The organism is Albimonas pacifica, assembly GCF_900113695.1.
Lineage (GTDB): Bacteria > Pseudomonadota > Alphaproteobacteria > Rhodobacterales > Rhodobacteraceae > Albimonas > Albimonas pacifica.
On sequence record NZ_FOQH01000009.1, the window covers coordinates 159,722 to 177,222 of the forward strand.

The 17,501-nt window shown below is 69.9% G+C and carries 15 protein-coding genes; 2 read left to right on the top strand and 13 right to left on the bottom strand.

Translation table 11 applies throughout. From position 1 onward, the window contains the following. Window positions 1-9: 9 nt before the first annotated feature. The 6 genes from BM064_RS19670 to BM064_RS19695 all read right to left on the bottom strand — a co-directional run bounded on the left by BM064_RS19670 (window position 10) and on the right by BM064_RS19695 (window position 5,937). Window positions 10-1,728 carry an ABC transporter substrate-binding protein gene (locus BM064_RS19670; RefSeq protein ID WP_092862562.1) on the bottom strand — a complete coding sequence of 573 codons (1,719 nt, stop codon included), beginning with the start codon at window positions 1,726-1,728 and terminating at the stop codon, window positions 10-12. Window positions 1,729-1,802: 74 nt separating this feature from the next. After that, window positions 1,803-2,075 carry a DUF2160 domain-containing protein gene (locus tag BM064_RS19675; protein WP_092862565.1) on the bottom strand — a complete coding sequence of 91 codons (273 nt, stop codon included), beginning with the start codon at window positions 2,073-2,075 and terminating at the stop codon, window positions 1,803-1,805. Between the two features lie 13 nt (window positions 2,076-2,088). Continuing rightward, a complete protein-coding gene (locus BM064_RS19680) occupies window positions 2,089-2,886 on the bottom strand; it encodes a carbohydrate ABC transporter permease (RefSeq protein ID WP_092862568.1) in 798 nt (265 codons plus the stop codon). Continuing rightward, complete coding sequence (locus tag BM064_RS19685) at window positions 2,883-3,758, bottom strand: carbohydrate ABC transporter permease (RefSeq protein WP_092862571.1); 876 nt, start codon at window positions 3,756-3,758, stop codon at window positions 2,883-2,885. The genes BM064_RS19680 and BM064_RS19685 overlap by 4 nt, the downstream gene beginning before the upstream one ends. Then, window positions 3,758-4,834: an ABC transporter ATP-binding protein gene (locus BM064_RS19690; RefSeq protein ID WP_092862574.1), complete on the bottom strand. Its 1,077-nt coding sequence runs from the start codon at window positions 4,832-4,834 to the stop codon at window positions 3,758-3,760. Before BM064_RS19690 ends, BM064_RS19685 begins: the two co-directional genes overlap by 1 nt. 14 nt (window positions 4,835-4,848) lie before the next feature. Beyond that, a complete protein-coding gene (locus tag BM064_RS19695; protein WP_092862578.1) occupies window positions 4,849-5,937 on the bottom strand; it encodes an ABC transporter ATP-binding protein in 1,089 nt (362 codons plus the stop codon). Window positions 5,938-6,203: 266 nt separating this feature from the next. Here BM064_RS19695 and BM064_RS19700 point away from each other — a divergent pair, with 266 nt between their 5' ends. Both BM064_RS19700 and BM064_RS27575 read left to right on the top strand, forming a co-directional pair. Next, window positions 6,204-7,058 (top strand): DeoR/GlpR family DNA-binding transcription regulator, encoded by an 855-nt coding sequence (locus BM064_RS19700; protein WP_092862581.1) that lies wholly within the window; start codon window positions 6,204-6,206, stop codon window positions 7,056-7,058. A gap of 337 nt (window positions 7,059-7,395) precedes the next feature. Beyond that, entirely contained in the window at window positions 7,396-9,660 is a 2,265-nt protein-coding gene (locus BM064_RS27575) for an Ig-like domain-containing protein (RefSeq protein WP_177236333.1), read from the top strand. A gap of 93 nt (window positions 9,661-9,753) precedes the next feature. On the opposite strand, the gene BM064_RS19710 is transcribed toward BM064_RS27575, so the two are convergent. From BM064_RS19710 to BM064_RS19740, 7 genes are all read right to left on the bottom strand, one after another. Beyond that, window positions 9,754-10,506, bottom strand: coding sequence for an ABC transporter ATP-binding protein (locus BM064_RS19710; RefSeq protein WP_092862587.1), 753 nt, complete (start codon window positions 10,504-10,506; stop codon window positions 9,754-9,756). Then, window positions 10,506-11,282, bottom strand: a complete 777-nt coding sequence (locus BM064_RS19715; protein WP_218161082.1) for an ABC transporter ATP-binding protein — start codon at window positions 11,280-11,282, stop codon at window positions 10,506-10,508. The genes BM064_RS19710 and BM064_RS19715 overlap by 1 nt, the downstream gene beginning before the upstream one ends. Further along, window positions 11,279-12,076 carry an SDR family NAD(P)-dependent oxidoreductase gene (locus BM064_RS19720; protein ID WP_218161083.1) on the bottom strand — a complete coding sequence of 266 codons (798 nt, stop codon included), beginning with the start codon at window positions 12,074-12,076 and terminating at the stop codon, window positions 11,279-11,281. The genes BM064_RS19715 and BM064_RS19720 overlap by 4 nt, the downstream gene beginning before the upstream one ends. Continuing rightward, window positions 12,073-13,095 (bottom strand): branched-chain amino acid ABC transporter permease, encoded by a 1,023-nt coding sequence (locus BM064_RS19725; protein ID WP_092862594.1) that lies wholly within the window; start codon window positions 13,093-13,095, stop codon window positions 12,073-12,075. The genes BM064_RS19720 and BM064_RS19725 overlap by 4 nt, the downstream gene beginning before the upstream one ends. Before the next feature lie 2 nt (window positions 13,096-13,097). Beyond that, window positions 13,098-13,997: a branched-chain amino acid ABC transporter permease gene (locus BM064_RS19730; RefSeq protein WP_092862598.1), complete on the bottom strand. Its 900-nt coding sequence runs from the start codon at window positions 13,995-13,997 to the stop codon at window positions 13,098-13,100. 113 nt (window positions 13,998-14,110) lie between these two features. Beyond that, complete coding sequence (locus BM064_RS19735; RefSeq protein ID WP_092862601.1) at window positions 14,111-15,382, bottom strand: ABC transporter substrate-binding protein; 1,272 nt, start codon at window positions 15,380-15,382, stop codon at window positions 14,111-14,113. A gap of 361 nt (window positions 15,383-15,743) precedes the next feature. Further along, complete coding sequence (locus BM064_RS19740) at window positions 15,744-17,489, bottom strand: flavin-containing monooxygenase (protein WP_092862604.1); 1,746 nt, start codon at window positions 17,487-17,489, stop codon at window positions 15,744-15,746. Between the last annotated feature and the right edge of the window lie 12 nt (window positions 17,490-17,501).

Sequence of the window (17,501 nt, forward strand, 5' to 3'; positions counted from 1 at the left end):
CGGAGGGGGTCAGTTCGACCAGGACTTGATCAGCTCGTCATAGGCGATGGTCTTGGGCTCCTCGTCCTCGTTCTCCAGCTTCGCCTTGGGCGAGCCGGGCTGGTCGAGCCACCACTGGGGGTCCTTCTCCTCGTTGAGCTTGGGACCGATGTCGCCCTGCACGCCGGCGCGCTCGAGGCGGGCCATCACGCTCTCCTGGGCTTCGCAGAGGGCGTCGAGCGCCTCCTGCGCGGTCTTCGCCCCCGACATCGCGTCGCCGATGTTCTGCCACCACAGCTGCGCCAGCTTGGGATAGTCGGGCACGTTGGTGCCGGTCGGCGACCAGGCGACGCGCGCAGGCGAGCGGTAGAACTCCACCAGGCCGCCCAGCTTGTCCGCCCGCTCGGAGAAGTGGTCCGAGTTGATGGTCGACTCGCGGATGAAGGTCAGGCCCACGTCGGCCTTCTTCACGTCCACGGTCTTGGAGGTGACGAACTGGGCGTAGAGCCAGGCCGCCTGCGCCCGGTCGACCGGGGTCGACTTCATCAGCGTCCACGAGCCCACGTCCTGGTAGCCGATCTTGGTCCCCTCCTCCCAGTAGACGCCGTGGGGCGAGGGGGCCATGCGCCACTTGGGCGTGCCGTCCTCGTTCATCACCGGCAGGTCGGGCTTGACCGCGTCGGCGGTGAAGGCGGTGTACCAGAACATCTGCTGGGCGATGGCGCCCTGCCCCGGGATCGGCCCGGCCTCGGAGAAGGTCATGCCTGCGGCCGCGGGGGGCGAGTACTTCTGCAGCCACTCGATGGCCTTCTCGACCGCATAGACCGCGGCCGGCCCGTTGGTGGCGCCGCCGCGCGCGACGCAGGAGCCCACGGGACGCGAGTTCTCGTCGACCCGGATGCCCCACTCGTCCACCGGCAGGCCGTTCGGCTCGCCCTTGGACCCCACGCCGGCCATCGACAGCCACGCGTCGGTGTAGCGCCAGCCCAGCGACGGGTCCTTCTTGCCGTAGTCCATGTTGCCGTAGACTTCGCCGGTCACGCCCAGGTGGCTCAGGTCGCGGCCGGTGAAGAACTCGGCGATGTCCTCGTAGGCGGACCAGTTCACCGGCACGCCGAGGTCGTAGCCGTATTTCTCCTTGAAGTCGGCGCGGTTCTTCTCGTCGTTGAACCAGTCGTAGCGGAACCAGTAGAGGTTCGCGAACTGCTGGTCGGGCAGCTGGTAGAGCTTGCCGTCCGGCGCCGTGGTGAACTGGGTCCCGATGAAGTCCTCGAGGTCCAGCGTCGGCGAGGTCACGTCCGCGCCCTCGCCCGCCATCCAGTCGGTGAGGTTGCGCACCTGCTGGTAGCGCCAGTGGGTGCCGATCAGGTCCGAGTCGTTGACGTAGGCGTCGTAGATGTTCTCGCCCGACTGCATCTGCGTCTGCAGCTTCTCGACCACGTCGCCCTCGCCGATCAGGTCGTGGGTGACCTGGATGCCGGTGATCGCCGAGAAGGCGGGGGCGAGGACCTTGGACTCGTACTCATGGGTGGTGATCGTCTCCGACACCACCTTGATCTCCATGCCCTGGAAGGGCTGGGCGGCGTCCACGAACCACTGCATCTCCGCTTCCTGCTCGGCGCGGGACAGCGTGGACATGTCCCCGATCTCGGCGTCGAGGAAGGCGCGCGCGGCGTCCATGTCCGCGAAGGCCGGTCCCGCGGCGAGGGCGAGGCCCAGCGCCGTGGTGGTTCTCAACATAAAGCTCATGATGTCCTCCCTGACGAGCTTTCTCTCTGGCGCGGGGCCGCGGGGGCCCTCGCGCATCGCAGGCCGGGTCCCTGTCAGACCCAGCGGAACACCGCCGCCGCCCAGACGAGCGACAGCGCCAGCCCCCACCATTGCGAGGCGTCGGAGAGCCCCAGCCAGGCGAGGTTGATGAAGGCCGACCCCAGCAGCGTGATGAAGAGGCGATCGCCGCGCGTCGTCTCGATGCGCAGCACGCCGGTGCGGGGCGTCTCGGGCCAGCGGATCGCGAGGATCGAGAAGACGATCAGCAGGATCGCGATCACCGCGAAGAAGGCCGCCGTGGGCCAGGTCCAGGCCATCCATTCCATGGGCGAGCCTCCTTCAAACCCGGCCGAGGGCGAAGCCCTTGGCGATGTAGTTGCGCACGAACCAGATCACGAGCGCGCCCGGCACGATGGTCAGCATCCCCGCCGCCGCCAGCACGCCCCAGTCCATGCCCGAGGCCGAGACGGTCCGCGTCATCGTCGCCGCGATCGGCTTCGCGTCGACCGAGGTCAGCGTGCGCGAGAGCAGCAGCTCGACCCAGGAGAACATGAAGCAGAAGAAGGCGGCGACCCCGATGCCCGAGGCGATCAGCGGCATGAAGATGCGCACGAAGAAGCGCGGGAAGGAGTAGCCGTCGATATAGGCGGTCTCGTCGATCTCGCGGGGCACGCCGCGCATGAAGCCCTCCAGGATCCAGACCGCCAGCGGCACGTTGAACAGGCAGTGCGCCAGCGCCACGGCGATGTGGGTGTCGAAGAGGCCGACCGAGGAATACAGCTGGAAGAACGGCAGGGCGAAGACCGCGGGCGGCGCCATGCGGTTGGTCAGCAGCCAGAAGAACAGGTGCTTGTCGCCCATGAAGCTGTAGCGGCTGAAGGCGTAGGCGGCGGGCAGCGCCACCGCCACCGAGATCACCGTGTTCATCACCACGTAGATCAGGGAGTTGACGTAGCCCATGTACCACGAGGGGTCCGTCAGGATCACCTCGTAGTTGCGCAGCGTCGGCGCCTGCGGCCACAGCGACAGGGTGTTGAGGATCTCCGTGTTCGTCTTCAGGCTCATGTTGAAGAGCCAGTAGATCGGCAGCAGCAGGAACAGGAGATACAGCACCATCACGACGGCGGAGCGGTTCATTTCGGGCCCTCCGCTTTGTCGAGGTTGGTCATCACCGTGTAGAACACCCAGGAGATCAGCAGGATCACCAGGAAGTACATGATCGAGAACGCCGCCGCGGGCCCGAGGTCGAACTGCCCCAGCGCCATCTTCACCAGGTCGATCGAGAGGAACGTGGTGGCGTTGCCCGGGCCGCCGCCGGTGACGACGAAGGGCTCGGTGTAGATCATGAAGCTGTCCATGAAGCGCAGCAGGATCGCGATCATCAGCACGCCGCGCATCTTCGGCAGCTCGATGTAGCGGAACACCTTCCAGCGGCTCGCCTGGTCGATGCGCGCCGCCTGGTAGTAGGCGTCGGGGATCGAGCGCAGGCCGGCATAGGCCAGCAGCGCCACCAGCGAGGTCCAGTGCCACACGTCCATGACGATGACCGTGGTCCAGGCCGAGACGATGTCCTGGGTGTAGTTGTATTCGATCCCGAGGCTCTCCATCGTCGCCCCCAGCAGGCCGATGTCGACGCGCCCGAAGATCTGCCAGATGGTGCCGACCACGTTCCACGGGATCAGCAGCGGCAGGCTCATCAGCACCAGGCAGACCGAGGACCACACCCCCTTCTTGGGCATGTTCAGCGCCACGATCACCCCCAGCGGCACCTCGATCGCGAGCACGATCAGCGAGAACACCGCCTGGCGCTGCAGCGCCTGCCACATCCGGTCGCTGTCGAGCAGGTCGGAGAACCACTCCAGCCCCGCCCAGAAGAACTGGTTGTTCCCGAACGTGTCCTGGACCGAGTAGTTGACCACCGTCATCAGCGGGATCACCGCCGAGAAGGCGACCAGCGCCAGCACCGGCAGCACCAGGAACCAGGCGCGATGGTTGACGGGCTTCTCCATCAGGCGGCCTCCCCCTCAAGTCGCCAGTCGTCGCGATAGACGTTCACGTGGGCCGGGTCGAAGACGACCCGGGTCATGTCGGCGCCGATGGGCGGCCCCTCGGGCATCACGATGCTGATCGGGGTCCCTTCGAGCGTCGCGCGCACGATGCGGTGGCGGCCCACGTCCTCGACCCGGTCGATGCGCACCGGCAGGCCCTCGGTCGCCGACAGGCGGGCGAACTCCGGCCGCACCCCGATCTCGACCCGCCCCGACGGCGCGCCGTAGCCGCGCGCGAGCGGCGTCGCGCCGCCGTCGAGATGGGCGGTCGCCCCCTCCACCCGCGCGGGGATCAGGTTCATGCCGGGAGAGCCTATGAAGTAGCCCACGAAGGTGTGGGCGGGCCGCTCGAACAGCTCCTGCGGGGTGCCGATCTGAACCACCTGGCCGGCGTGCATGACGACCACCTTGTCGGCGAAGGTCAGCGCCTCGGTCTGGTCGTGGGTGACGTAGATCATGGTGTGGCGGAACTCGTGGTGCAGCGACTTGAGCTGCGTGCGCAGGCGCCATTTCATGTGCGGGTCGATGACGGTCAGCGGCTCGTCGAAGAGCAGCGCGTTGACGTCCTCGCGCACCATCCCCCGGCCGAGACTGATCTTCTGCTTGGCGTCGGCGGTCAGGCCCTGGGCGCGGCGGTCGAGCTCGGCCTCCATCCCGATCATCTCGGCGACGGCAGCGACGCGGCTCGCGACATAGGCCCGGTCCCGGCCGCGGTTCTTGAGGGGAAAGGCCAGGTTCTCGCGCACCGTCATGGTGTCGTAGACCACGGGGAACTGGAACACCTGGGCGATGTTGCGCTCGGCCGTCGGCGCGTCGGTCACGTCCTGCCCGTCGAACAGGATCCGCCCGCGCGAGGGGCGCAGCAGGCCGGAGATGATGTTCAGAAGCGTCGACTTCCCGCAGCCGGAGGGGCCGAGCAGCGCGTAGGCCTCGCCGTCCGCCCACTCCAGGTTCAGCGGGCGCAGGGCGTAATCCTCGTCCCGCTTCGGATCGGGCAGGTAGGAATGGGCGAGGTCGTCGAGGGTGATGCGGGCCATGCGGTCCTCCCGGCTCAGGCGGCGGCCGCGTAGGCCGCGGGCGCGACCAGCGCCCCGTCCTCGCCGAACACGTAGACATGGGCGGGATCGAGATGGACCTGCAGCGGCGCTCCGATCTGCAGCTCCCGCACCCCGTGGACCAGGCCCACCCAGCGCTCGCCGTGGTGGTCGAGATGCACGAAGGTCTCCGATCCGGTGATCTCGGCCACCGCCAGATGGGTGGTGAAGGCCATGGCGTCGGGGCCGTGGCTCTCCAGCTCCAGGTGGTTGGGGCGGAACCCCGCGAGGTAGCGCCCGTCCGAGAGCCGCGCCAGCGGACCCGCGGCCGCCACCGCCTGCCCGTCGCCGAAGGCCAGCCGGTCGCCGCGCTTCTCGATGGCGAGGAAGTTCATCGGCGGGTCCGAGAACACCCGCGCCGTGGTCGCATCCTGCGGGCGGCGGTAGACCTCGGGCGTCGGCCCGAACTGGGTCACGCGCCCCTCCCACAGGGTGGCTGTGGAGCCGCCCAGAAGCAGCGCCTCCTCCGGCTCGGTGGTGGCGTAGACGAAGATCGCGCCCGAGGCCTCGAAGATCCGCGGGATCTCGACGCGCAGCTCCTCGCGCAGCTTGTAGTCGAGGTTCGCCAGCGGCTCGTCGAGCAGCACCAGGCCCGCGTCCTTGACCAGCGCGCGCGCCAGCGCGCAGCGCTGCTGCTGGCCGCCCGACAGTTCCAGCGGCTTGCGGTCGAGCATCGGGGTCAGCTTCATCATCTCCGCCACCTCGCCCACGCGCCTTCGGATCTCGTCCCGGGGGCGGCCCTTCAGGCGCAGGGGGGAGGCGATGTTCTCGAACACCGTCATCGCGGGGTAGTTGATGAACTGCTGGTAGACCATGGCCACGCCCCGGTCCTGCACCCGCATGCCGGTGACGTCCGCGCCCTCCCACAGCACCCGGCCCGAGCTCGGCGCGTCCAGCCCCGCCATCAGCCGCATCAGGGAGGTCTTGCCCGCCAGCGTCGGTCCCAGCAGCACGTTCATCGTGCCGCGCGCCAGCGTCAGGTCGGTGGGGTGGATGTGCACCCGCCCGCCCACGGATTTCGAAACGCCCTCGAGCGTCAACGCCATGCGGTCTGTCCTCCCGGTCCCGGCCGGACGGCCGGGTCTGTCGCGTCGCCTCGCGGCGCGCCGTCGTCTCTGCTCGCGGGAGCGGTCTGCGGCGCGCGATCCTCCCTCGCCCGCCGCCGATCCCCCTGCGGTCGAGCCGACGAAAGCACCTCGCGCGGAACGGAGTCAAAGCATCTCTTTCGCATACGCGCGTTTTTGATGTGGATCGCGCCATGCTGCAGCGCGTCATCGCTCGTTTTCGGCCTGAACCGCGCATGTCGCTTGCAATGGGCGCGGGTTCGCGCACATTCGAACCTCCGCGAAGACGCCGCCCGGAGGCCGCCCTGTCCATCCGTCGCCACGAGATTCTGGAGATCGCCCGCCGCGAGGGCCGCGTGCTGGTCGAGGACCTGGCCGGCCGGCTGGGCGTCAGCGTGCAGACCATCCGCCGCGACCTGGGCGAGCTCGCCGACGACGGCCGGCTCGAGCGGGTGCACGGCGGCGCGATCCTGCCATCGAGCGTGCGCAACATCGGCTACGAGCAGCGCCGCGCCCTGAACGGCGAGGCCAAGGCCGCCATCGCCGCGCTCTGCGCCCGCGCGATCCCCGAGGAGGCCTCGCTGTTCCTCAGCATCGGCACCTCGACCGAGGCGGTGGCCCGCGCCCTGCTCGCCCATCGCAACCTGCTGGTGGTGACCAACAACCTCAACGTGGCGAACATCCTGACCGCGAACCCCTCGTGCGAGATCGTGCTGACCGGCGGCTCGCTCCGGCGCAGCGACGGCGGGCTGGTGGGCGAGATGACCCTGCAGGCGATCGAGCGCTTCAAGGTCGACCTCGCGGTCATCGGCTGCTCGGCGCTGGACGAGGACGGCGACATCCTCGACTACGACCCGCAGGAGGTCGGCGTCAGCCGGCGCATCGTGCGGCTGGCGCGGCGCAGCTTCCTGGTCGCCGACCACACCAAGCTCCAGCGCAGCGCGCCGGTGCGCATCGCCTCGCTGCGCGACCTGGCGGGGGTGTTCACCGACCTGCCCTTCCCCGAGGCGCTGACCCGCCTGTGCCGCGATTCCTCCACCGCCCTGGAGGTCGCCTGGCCCGAGGGCGCGCCCGCCTCGGTCGAGGATTCGGCGCTCGCCTGACCGCGACATCCGGGGGGGTCCGGACGGCGGCGCGCCCGGTCATGCTGCGGCGCACATGGAAATTCTCATGTAACGCGATGGCCTTGCCGCTGCGCACCCAAATCGATCCGGGCCCGACTTCAATTCACCGTTGAATATTAACAAGTGATTACAAGTTAATTCATGTGAAACGGATATAGTTCCGGCACTCATCGCTCGCGGCGTTTCCGACATTCCGCAAGACCTGCGCCTGGGGAAGGGCATGGGGTCTCCGCACGCGCCCGCTCGCGCGATCGGGGAGGGCGTCGGCGCGGCCACGGGCGCAACAGCCACCTCGAACCCTTGGGGGGAGGAAGCCATGACCTGCCGCTCGCTCGTATTCACCATACCCGGGCCTGTCGACACCATCGTCACGGTCGAGGAGATCGTCGCCGGAGACGGCTCGATCGATCTGCGGTTCACCGTCGAGGTGGACGAAAGCGGCGGGGTCCAGGCGGACCTGCGCGGCCTGTTCTGGGACGTCGCGGACGAGTCCGTGCTGCCCGGCATGACCGTCGTGGGCGCCGAAAGCCCCGACGTGACCGACTCGCAGTTCGCGGCGAACGCGGTCGACGACCTGGGCAACGGCGCCAACATGAAGGGCGCGATCACCAAGAAGGGCGCCGCCTTCGACGCGGGCGTCGAGTTCGGGACCCAGGGGATCGGCAAGGACGACGTCGACGCGACCAGCTTCACCCTCTCGGGCGCCGACGGGGTGGACCTCTCGCTCGACGACATCGGGGGGATGCGCTTCGGCGTGCGGCTGACCTCCGTCGGCGAGGACGGCTCGCGCGAGGATTCGCTCAAGCTCGCCGCCGTGGCGCCCAATGCGCCCGACGCGGTCGACGACGACTACAGCCAGGAGGAGGACACGATCCTCACCGGCAACGTGCTCGACAACGACGTCGACGCCGACGGCGACCCGCTGACGGTGACCGAGGTCGACGGCTCGGCCGCCGCCGTGGGGACCGAGATCGCCATCGCCGGCGGCTGGCTGACGCTGAACGCGGACGGGAGCTTCTCGTTCACGCCTGTCACCGGCTTCACGGGCGAGGCGAGCTTCGAATACACCGTCTCCGACGGCGACGGGGGCGAGGACTGCGCCGAGGCCACGATCGTGGTGAACGAAGTCGCCGGCATCGTCGCGAGCCTGGGCGACGGGCTGGCGATCTCGCCGGCCTCGCTGACGCTCGACGACGACGACGGCGGCGTCTCCAACGTGGTGCGCGGGCCGGACGGCACGGTGACCTTCACGCTCAACGTGGCGGTGCCGGACCTGCCGGAGAAGGCCGACATCGTGCTGGCGCAGGACCTGTCGGGCTCGTTCCTCAACGACCTGCCGGCGCTGCAGAACGGGAACTTCGTGGCCGACCTGCTGGCGGACCTGACGCTGGCGGGGGCCGAGGACGTGGGCTTCGGCATCGCGAGCTTCATCGACTACCCGTTCTCGCCCTTCGGCGTCGGCTCGGACTTCGTCTACACCACCAACCAGGGGGTCACCGCCAACGCCGCCGTCGCCGACGCGGCCATGGACCTGCTGACCACCGGCGGGGGCAACGACACGCCCGAGGCGCAGCTCGTCGCGCTCCAGCAGGTGGCCGCCCGCGCCGAGGGCGAGATCGGCTACCGCGCCGACGCCCAGCGCTTCGTGGTGCTGTCGACCGACGCGCCGTTCCACTTCGCAGGCAACTACGCCGCCGGCGGGGCCAACGACAACGACGCGGACCTCGGCGACGGGCTCGGCATGTTCTCGCTCGAGGACTATCCCTCCGTCGCCCAGGTGGCGGCGCTGCTGGCGGCGGCGGAGATCACGCCGATCTTCACCGTCACCGCGAACATGGTGGGGACCTACCAGAACCTGCTCCAGCAGATGAACGTGCTGCAGCCGGGGCTCGGCGGCTCGGTGCAGACGCTGGCCTCCGACAGCTCCAACCTGGCGGCGGCGATCACCGCGGGGCTGGCGGAGTCGACCACCGACGTCGACATCTTCGTCTCCTCCGACGACTACGGCTTCGTGCAGAGCGTGACGCCGACGAGCTACGCCGACGTCGCGGGGCCGGCCACGGTCTCCTTCGAGGTCTCGCTCTCGGCGCCGGGCAGCTACGGCGACGACCAGATCACGCTCACCGTGCCGGGCTTCGGCCAGGTGACGCTGGACCTGAGCTTCGGGGTCGAGGCGCTGACCGGCACCGTCGGGCGCGACCAGCTGACCGGCAACGGGAACGCCAACCTCATCGAGGGCGGCGCGCGGTCGGACAAGCTCTGGGGCGAGGGCGGCGACGACATCCTCGTCGGCGGCCTGGGCAGGGACAAGATGTGGGGCGGCGAGGGCGACGACGTCTTCGTCATCGAGGACGCGCCCGAGTTCCGCGGCAAGGACTGCATCAAGGACTTCGTGCTGGACGAGGACGTGGTGGAGCTCGTGGGCTTCGGCGGCATCGGCTTCGGCGATCTGGTGATCACCGACAGCGTCGGGGGCCACGCGCGGATCTTCGTCGCCGACGGCAAGCACGACGACCCGGTGGCGGTGCTCAAGAACATCGCCTCGGCCGATCTCGACGCCGGCGACTTCATCTTCTCCTGACGCATCCGGGACCCCGCCCTCGCGGCGGGGTCCCGAACCGACGACGGCCGGGCGGGGTCTCCCCTGCCCGGCCGTTCCGCGTTGCGCCCTCCCTCAGATCGAGAGGTAGCGGTCGGTGATCTCGCGGTTGGCGCGCAGGCCCGCGATGGTGTCGCGATAGACCACCACGCCCTTGTCGATCACCGCCGCGTGGGTGGCGACGGCGAGGCAGAAGTGCATGTTCTGCTCGGCCATCAGGATGGTGACGCCCATCTCGCGCAGGGTTCCGATCAGCTTGCCGATCTCGGCCACGATGATCGGGGCGAGGCCCTCCGAGGGCTCGTCGAGCAGCACCAGGTCGGGGTTGCCCATCAGGGTGCGGGCGATGGTCAGCATCTGCTGCTCGCCCCCCGACAGCCGCCCGGCCATGCGCCCCTTCATGCCCGCGAGGATCGGGAACACGTCGTAGACCCGCTCCAGCGTCCACTCGCGCTTGCCGGTGGGGCCCTTCTTCTCGCCGATCAGCAGGTTGTCCTCGACCGAATGCTCGGGGAACACCTGCCGGTCCTCGGGGACGTAGCCGATGCCCGCCCGCGCGATGCGGTGGGGGGCGGCGCCCGCCATCTCCCGCCCCCGCAGGCGGACCGAGCCGCGCCGCGGCGGCGCGATGCCGGCGATGGCCTTGAAGGTGGTGGACTTGCCCGCCCCGTTGCGCCCGAGCAGCGCCACCGTGTCCCCCTCCCCGACCGCGAGGCCGAGCCCGAACAGGATCTGGCTGGCGCCGTAGTAGACGTCGAGGTTCTCGACCTCCAGCAGCGCCGCGCGCGCGGCGGCGGGGCGGTCTTCAAGCGTGGCGGCTTCGGCCATCAGGCGCCCTCCGTCGCGACGTGGTGGTGGTCCTGGCCCAGGTAGGCGTCGATCACGTCCTGGTTGCGCTTGATCTCCTCGGGCGTGCCTTTCGCCAGCACCTGCCCGTAGCTGAGCACGTCGATCGACTGGGCGATCTGGAAGACGATGTCCATGTCATGCTCGATGAAGATCACCGTCAGGTCCGTGCCCTCCCACAGCGCATGGACCTTCTCGATCATCCGCCAGCGTTCTTCCGCGCCCATGCCCGCGGTCGGCTCGTCCAGCAGCAGCACCTTGGGGTCGAGCGCGAGCGCGAGGCCGATGTCGAGCAGCTTCTGCTCGCCATGGGAGAGGTTGCGCGACAGCGCCTTCGCCCGCGGGGTCAGGCCGAGCAGGTCCATGATCTCGCCCGCCCGCGCCTGCGCCTCCGGCAGGGGCGCGCGGCGGAGCATCGAGAAGAGCTCCCCCCGGTGCGCGGTGACGGCGGCGACCAGGCTCTGCTCCATGGTCATGTCGGGGAAAATGCTGGCGACCTGGAAGGCCCGGGTCATGCCGCGGCGCACGACCTGAAGGCTCGACAGCCCCACCAGCTCCTCCCCGTCCAGCTTCACCGAGCCGGCGTCGGGCCGGATCGCGCCGGAGATCAGGTTGAAGAACGTGGTCTTGCCCGCCCCGTTCGGCCCGATGATGGCGGTCAGCGAGCCCGCGGGGAAGTCGAGGCTGACGCCCCGCATCGCCTCCACGCCGCCGAAGGATTTCGCGAGATCGCGGATCTGGAGCATCGCCTCGGTCATGCGTTCCCCCTCGCCGCGGGAAACGGCGCATAGGTGGTCCAGGCGGGGCCCGAGAGCCAGCCCCCGTCCACCGGCACCGTGATCCCGCTGATCGCCGAAGACGCCTCCGAGCACAGGAAGCAGACCGCCGAGGCGATCTCCTTCGGCCGCACCAGCCGGCCCATCGGCGTCATGTCCTGCATGGGTTTCGGATCGCGCTCGCCGTTCTCGAAGCGCTCGGCGAGCGCAGGGGTGAGGGTGAAGCCCGGCGAGACCGCGTTCACCCGCACGCCCGAGCGGCCCCATTCGGTCGCGAGGCACTCGGTCATCGAGATCACCGCGGCCTTGGCGGGCGAATAGGCGTGCAGCGGCAGCGCCCGCATCCCCGCGACCGAGGCGATGTTGACGATGGACCCGGTCCCCCGCAGCGCCATCCGCCGCCCCCAGGCGACGCAGCTGACCCAGACGCCGCGCTGGTCGACGGCCACGACCCGGTCCCACTCGGACATCGGCAGGTCCTCGGGCGGCTGCGGCAGCTGCAGCACGCCCGCCGAGGTCACCAGCGCCGAGGCCGGGCCCATCTCGGCGTCGAGCTTCGCGGCCAGCGCCTCGACGGCCGCCTCGTCGCGCACGTCGAGGAAGGCCGCGGCGTGGCCCTCGCCGCTTAGCCCCGCGGCCACCGTCTCGGCGCCGGCGAGGTTCACGTCGACCACGGCGACGCGGGCGCCGAGGTCGGCCAGCATCGCGCAGCAGGCCGCGCCGATGCCGCTGGCGCCGCCGGTGACGACCGCGACGCGGCCGGTCATGTCCATCATGCGTTTCCTCCCGAGGCGGCGGGGTTTCCCGAAGGCTCGCGCCCGGCGTCGCGGTCGGCGGCGAGCCGCCGCTCGCGCCGCGCCTCGCGCCAGTCGAGCGCGAAGTCCGCCAGCCCCCGGCGCAGGCCCAGCACCGCGACGACGATGACGATGCCCAGCACCAGCCCGTGATGCTCGGTCACCGCGGTGACGTAGTGGTTCAGCCCCTGCAGCAGCACCGCCCCCAGCAAGGGCCCCAGGAACACCCGGCTGCCGCCCAGCATGATCATGAAGATCGCCTGGCCCGACATCGTCCAGTAGGCGAACTCCGGATAGGCGCCCGAGGCGAACAGCGCCAGCAGGATCCCCCCGACCGAGGCGATGGAGCCCGCCAGCACGAAGCTGACGAGCTTGGCGCGGTAGATGTTCACGCCCAGGAACTCGGCCCGCCCCGGATTGTCGCGGATCATGCGCAGGGTGTAGCCGAACGGGCTCTGGACGATCTGGCGCAGGATCAGGATGCAGATCACGAAGACGATCATGCAGAACGTGTAGAACGCGCCCGGCGAGGAGAGGTCGATCCCCCAGAACGCCGGCCGCGGGATGCCCCCCATCAGCCCCTGGTCGCCGCCCGTCAGCGACACCCAGGTCAGGATGATCGAGTGGAACATCATCTGGAAGGCGAGCGTGAGGAAGGCGAAGTAGATCTCCTTCAGCCGCACGCAGATCGCCCCCACCACCAGCGCCGTCAGCGCCGAGAAGCCCACCGCGATGGCGAAGGCCGCGGGGATCGAGACCGTCCCCGACTGCATCAGCAGCCCGAAGGAATAGGCGCCCGAGGCGAAATAGGCCGCGTGCCCGAAGCTCACCAGCCCGGTGTAGCCGGTCAGCAGGTTCAGCGACATCGCCAGCAGCCCGTAGGCGGCGACGTAGATCATGAAGTCGATCAGCCCCGCCGATCCCACGAGCCCGGGGATCGCCAGCAGCACGACCAGGGCGACGACGCCCAGCCCCAGGTCCCGCAGAAGTCCGCTCGCCATGCTCACACCTGCCGTCCGAAGAGGCCCGAGGGCCTCAGCACCAGCACCAGCCCCATCATCACGAACATCGCGCCGTCCACGAAGAGCGGGAAGCCGATCGACCCGAAGGACCGCGTCAGCCCGATCAGCAGCGAGGCCACGAAGGCCCCCACGATCGAGCCCATGCCCCCGATGACGGTGACGATGAAGCTCTCGATCAGGATCGAGAGGCCCATGCCCGGCGTCAGCGTCCTGACCGGCGCCGCCAGCGCCCCCGCCAGCCCCGCCAGCAGCGAGCCGATCCCGAAGACCGAGGCGTAGAGCACCGAGGTGTTCACCCCCAGCGCGCCGACCATCTGCGGGTTGATCGCGGCCGCGCGCACCAGCTTGCCGAAGCGGGTCTTGGCGATGCCGATCCACAGGATCGCGCCGACGACCACCGAGGCCGAGATCATGAACAGGTAGTAGGGCGGCACCGGCCCGCCGCCGATGAACATGGGCGGCAGGGCGAAGCTCTGCGGCATGCCCATCATCTGGTACTCGGCGCCCCAGATGATCTTCACCATGTCGTCGAGGATCAGCACGAAGGCGTAGCACAGCAGCAGCTGCATCAGCACGTCGCGCCCGTAGATGCGCGAGATGAACAATCGCTCGAAGATCGCGCCGAACAGCGCCATGCCCCCCGCGCCCGCGGCCATCGCCACGACGAAGTTGCCGGTCAGCTGGTAGCCGGCCAGCGCGAAATACGCGCCCAGCATGTAGAAGGCGCCGTGGGCGAAGTTGATCACCCCCAGCACGCCGAAGATCAGCGACAGGCCCGAGGCGACCAGGAACAGCAGCATTCCGATGATCAGCCCGGTCGACAGCTGGGTGACCGCGCAGGCGGGCACGCTCAGGCAGCCGGTCAGCGCCGTGAGGTCCATGAAGGTCTCCCGATCAGGGGTGTTGGGAGCGGTCCCGCCCCGGCCGCGGGGCCGGGACGGACGCGAGGTCGAGGGGAAAGGCCGCGTCGGTCAGGCCCGCCGCGGCCGCGCGCTCAGGCGTAGCCCTGGCGCTTCTTCCACTCCTGCTCCATCGACAGGATCTCGTCCCAGTCGCCGCGCTCCCAGTTCTGGAAGCCCTTGGGATCGGGGCGCGACTGGCCCCACGCCACCGGGTAGCCGATGATCGTGTGGTCGCTCTCGCGCATGGTGATCTCGCCGGTCTCGGTGAACGGGCTCTCGACCTTGGCGCCCTTGATCGCGTCGGCGAGCGCCTGGCCGTCGGTGTTCCCGCTCGTCGCGCCCAGCGCCTGGTCGATGAACTGCACGGCCGTGTAGGTCTGCCAGGCCCAGTTGGTCGGCTCCGTCTCCGAGATCTCGGTGAAGCCCTGGTAGAAGTCCTTGTTGGCCTGGCTGTCGGGATAGTCCGGATCGTAACGGAAGACCGAATGCAGGCCCGCGGGGAGCTGCTTGAGCGCATTGACGATCGGCGGATCGGCGAGCCCGCCGGAGAACCACTGCAGCCCGCCCGCGAAGATCTGGTAGAGGTTCGCCTGCTCGAGGAACGAGACCAGGTCGCCGCCCCAGAGCGCCGAGTAGATCGCGTCCGGCTGCACCTGCAGGACCCGGGTGACATAGGCGGTGTAGTCCGGCTCGAACAGCTTGGGCCAGGCCTCGTTCACCACCTCGATCTCGGGGGCGAAGATCTTGAGATACTCGACGAACTGCGCGGTGTTGTCCCGGCCGTAGGCGTAGTCGGGCGAGCAGGTCATCCACTTCATCAGGTTGTCGCGCTTGGCGATGTTCGCGGCGTATTTGCCGCCCGCCACCGCGTCGTGGATGCCCTGGCGCGCGGCGCGGAACGCCGTCGGCTTGTGCAGCTTCGGATCCGCCGTCAGCGCCGAGGTCTCGGAGCAGGTGTGCAGGCACAGCACCCCCAGCTCGCCCACCACCTCGTGCACCGCGAAGGAGCCCGAGGAGGCCTCGGCGTCGATGATGATCTCGCAGCCCTCGGTGTTGACCAGGTCGCGGGTGACGCGGGCGGCCTCGTCGGGCTGGCCCTTGGAGTCGCGCACCACCAGCTCCACCTCGCGGCCGCCGAAGCCGCCGGCGGCGTTGAACCGGTTGACGGCCAGCGTGGCGGCGTCGCGGCTCGACGTGCCCAGGATGGCGACGCGGCCCGACAGGATGGTGGGCATGCCGACGCGGATCTTCGCCCCCTGGCCGCGGGCCACGAAGGGCGCGCCCAGCGCCGCGACGGCCGTGGCCGCGCCGACCGTCGCCAGCACCTGGCGACGGGACGGAGTCGGTCCGTTGCTTCGAGTCATGTTCGTTTTTCCTCCCATGCGCCGGGCGCGTCGTTGGCGCGCGCCCTGGCCGGCCGACCCTGCAGAACCCGTTCCGCGGGCCGACCTTTCGCCATCCTGACCAGCCGCCCGGCGGCCCGTCAAGGATTCATGCGACCGCCCGTCGCACCCCGGCGCGGCCACGCGGAAACCCCGCGCCGGAGCGGTCCCGGCACGGCGTCGGAGGGGGCGAACCCTGGCGTTTCGGGGCGCCTCGCGCGCCCCTGGCGGCGCCCCGGGCTCGACCCGGGGCCTCTCGCGGCCGGCCGCAGGCAGGACCGCCGCGCCCCGGGCGCCCCGGGCGGGCGCCCCGCTCAGGCGGGCGCCCGGCCGCGGCCGAGCCTCAGACGCCCGGCGCCTCGACCAGCGAGGTCCGGGCGTCGGCCGGGTATCCCGGCAGCGGCGGCGCGTCGGGGCCGGTCATCTCGGCCAGCACCGGGGGCGGGGGCGCGGCCGGATCGGCGGGCGCGCCCATGGCGAAGCCCTCGTAGCCCCGCGCCGCCACCGCGTCGCAGATCTGGCGGAAGCGCACCATGCCGCCCGCATAGGGCATGAACACCCGCGGCTTGCCCGGCACGTTCGCGCCCAGGTACCAGCTGTGCCCCGCCTGCGGCAGCAGGGTGGCGTTGGCCGCGTCGCCGACATGGGCCATCCAGGCCTCGGCCGCGGCGGGGGTCGCCTCGATGCGCTCCACGCCCTCGCGCCGCATCGTCTCGATGCAGTCGGCGATCCACTCCACATGCTGCTCGATGGGCACGATCATGTTGGCGAGCACCGAGGGGCTCCCCGGCCCGGTCACGGTGAAGAGGTTGGGATAGCCCGGGATCGCCACGCCCACCCAGGTCTTCGGCCCCGCCGCCCAGTCGTCGCGCAAGCGGCGCCCGCCCGCGCCCTGGAAGTCGATGGACAGCAGCGGCCCGGTCATCGCGTCGAAGCCGGTGGCGAAGACGATCACGTCCAGCTCGTGCACCGCGCCCGATTCGAGCTCGATCCCCTCCGGCACGATCCGCCGGATCGGATCGGCCCGCACGTCGACCACCGAGACGTGGTCGAGGTTGAACGTGTCGAAATAGTTGGTGTCGATGGGCGGCCGCTTGGCCGCGTAGGGGTGGTCGATGTCCGAGAGGATCCGCGCCGTCTCCGGGTCCTTCACGATCTCGCGGATCTTGCCCTTGAGGAACTCGGCGGCGGTGTCGTTCGCCTCCTTGCTCAGCAGCAGGTCGTGGAACACGGCGCGGAAGCGCAGGCCGCCGATGTCCCAGGCCTTCTGGTAGCGTTCCAGCCGGGTCGCCTCGTCCTGGTCCAGCGCCCTGTCGGTCGAGATCCGGAACGGGTGCGCGTTGGGCGTCGACTGCACCAGCTTGCGCACCTCCTCGAAGTTGTCGCGCCACTCCTTCTTGCGCTGCTCGTTCAGCGGCCCGTTGCGGGCGGGGACCGAGTAGTTGGCGGTGCGCTGGAAGACGGTGAGGCTGCCGGCCGTCTCCGCGATCACCGGAACCGCCTGGATCCCGGTCGAGCCGGTGCCCACCTGCCCCACGCGCTTGCCGGCGAAATCCACGCCCTCATGCGGCCAGCGGCCGGTGTGGTGCCACTCGCCCCTGAAGTCCTCCAGCCCCGGAATGTTCGGCACGTTGGCCGAGCTCAGGCAGCCCACCGCGGTGATCAGCCACTGGCAGGCGAAGCGCTCGCCGGCCTCGGTGGTCACGGTCCAGCGCCCGGCGGCCTCGTCCCAGGCCGCCGCGGTCACTTTGGTCGAAAGCTGGATGTCCGGCCGCAGCGCCAGCTTGTCGGCGACGTGGTTGAGGTAGGCGCGGATCTCCTCCTGGCCCGGGTAGCGCTCGGAGTAATCCCAGCTCTCGTGCAGCTCCTTCGAGAAGAAGTAGCGGTAGGAGTGGCTCTCCGAGTCGCAGCGCGCGCCCGGATAGCGGTTCCAGTACCAGGTGCCGCCGACCCCGTCGGCGGTTTCCAGCACGCGGGTCTTCAGGCCCAGGCGATCGCGCAGCAGATGAAGCTGGTAGAGGCCCGCGAATCCCGCGCCGATCACGATGGCGTCGTAGGATTGGGGGCTTCCGCCGGTCGCGGTGGTCATTCGGTTCTCCTC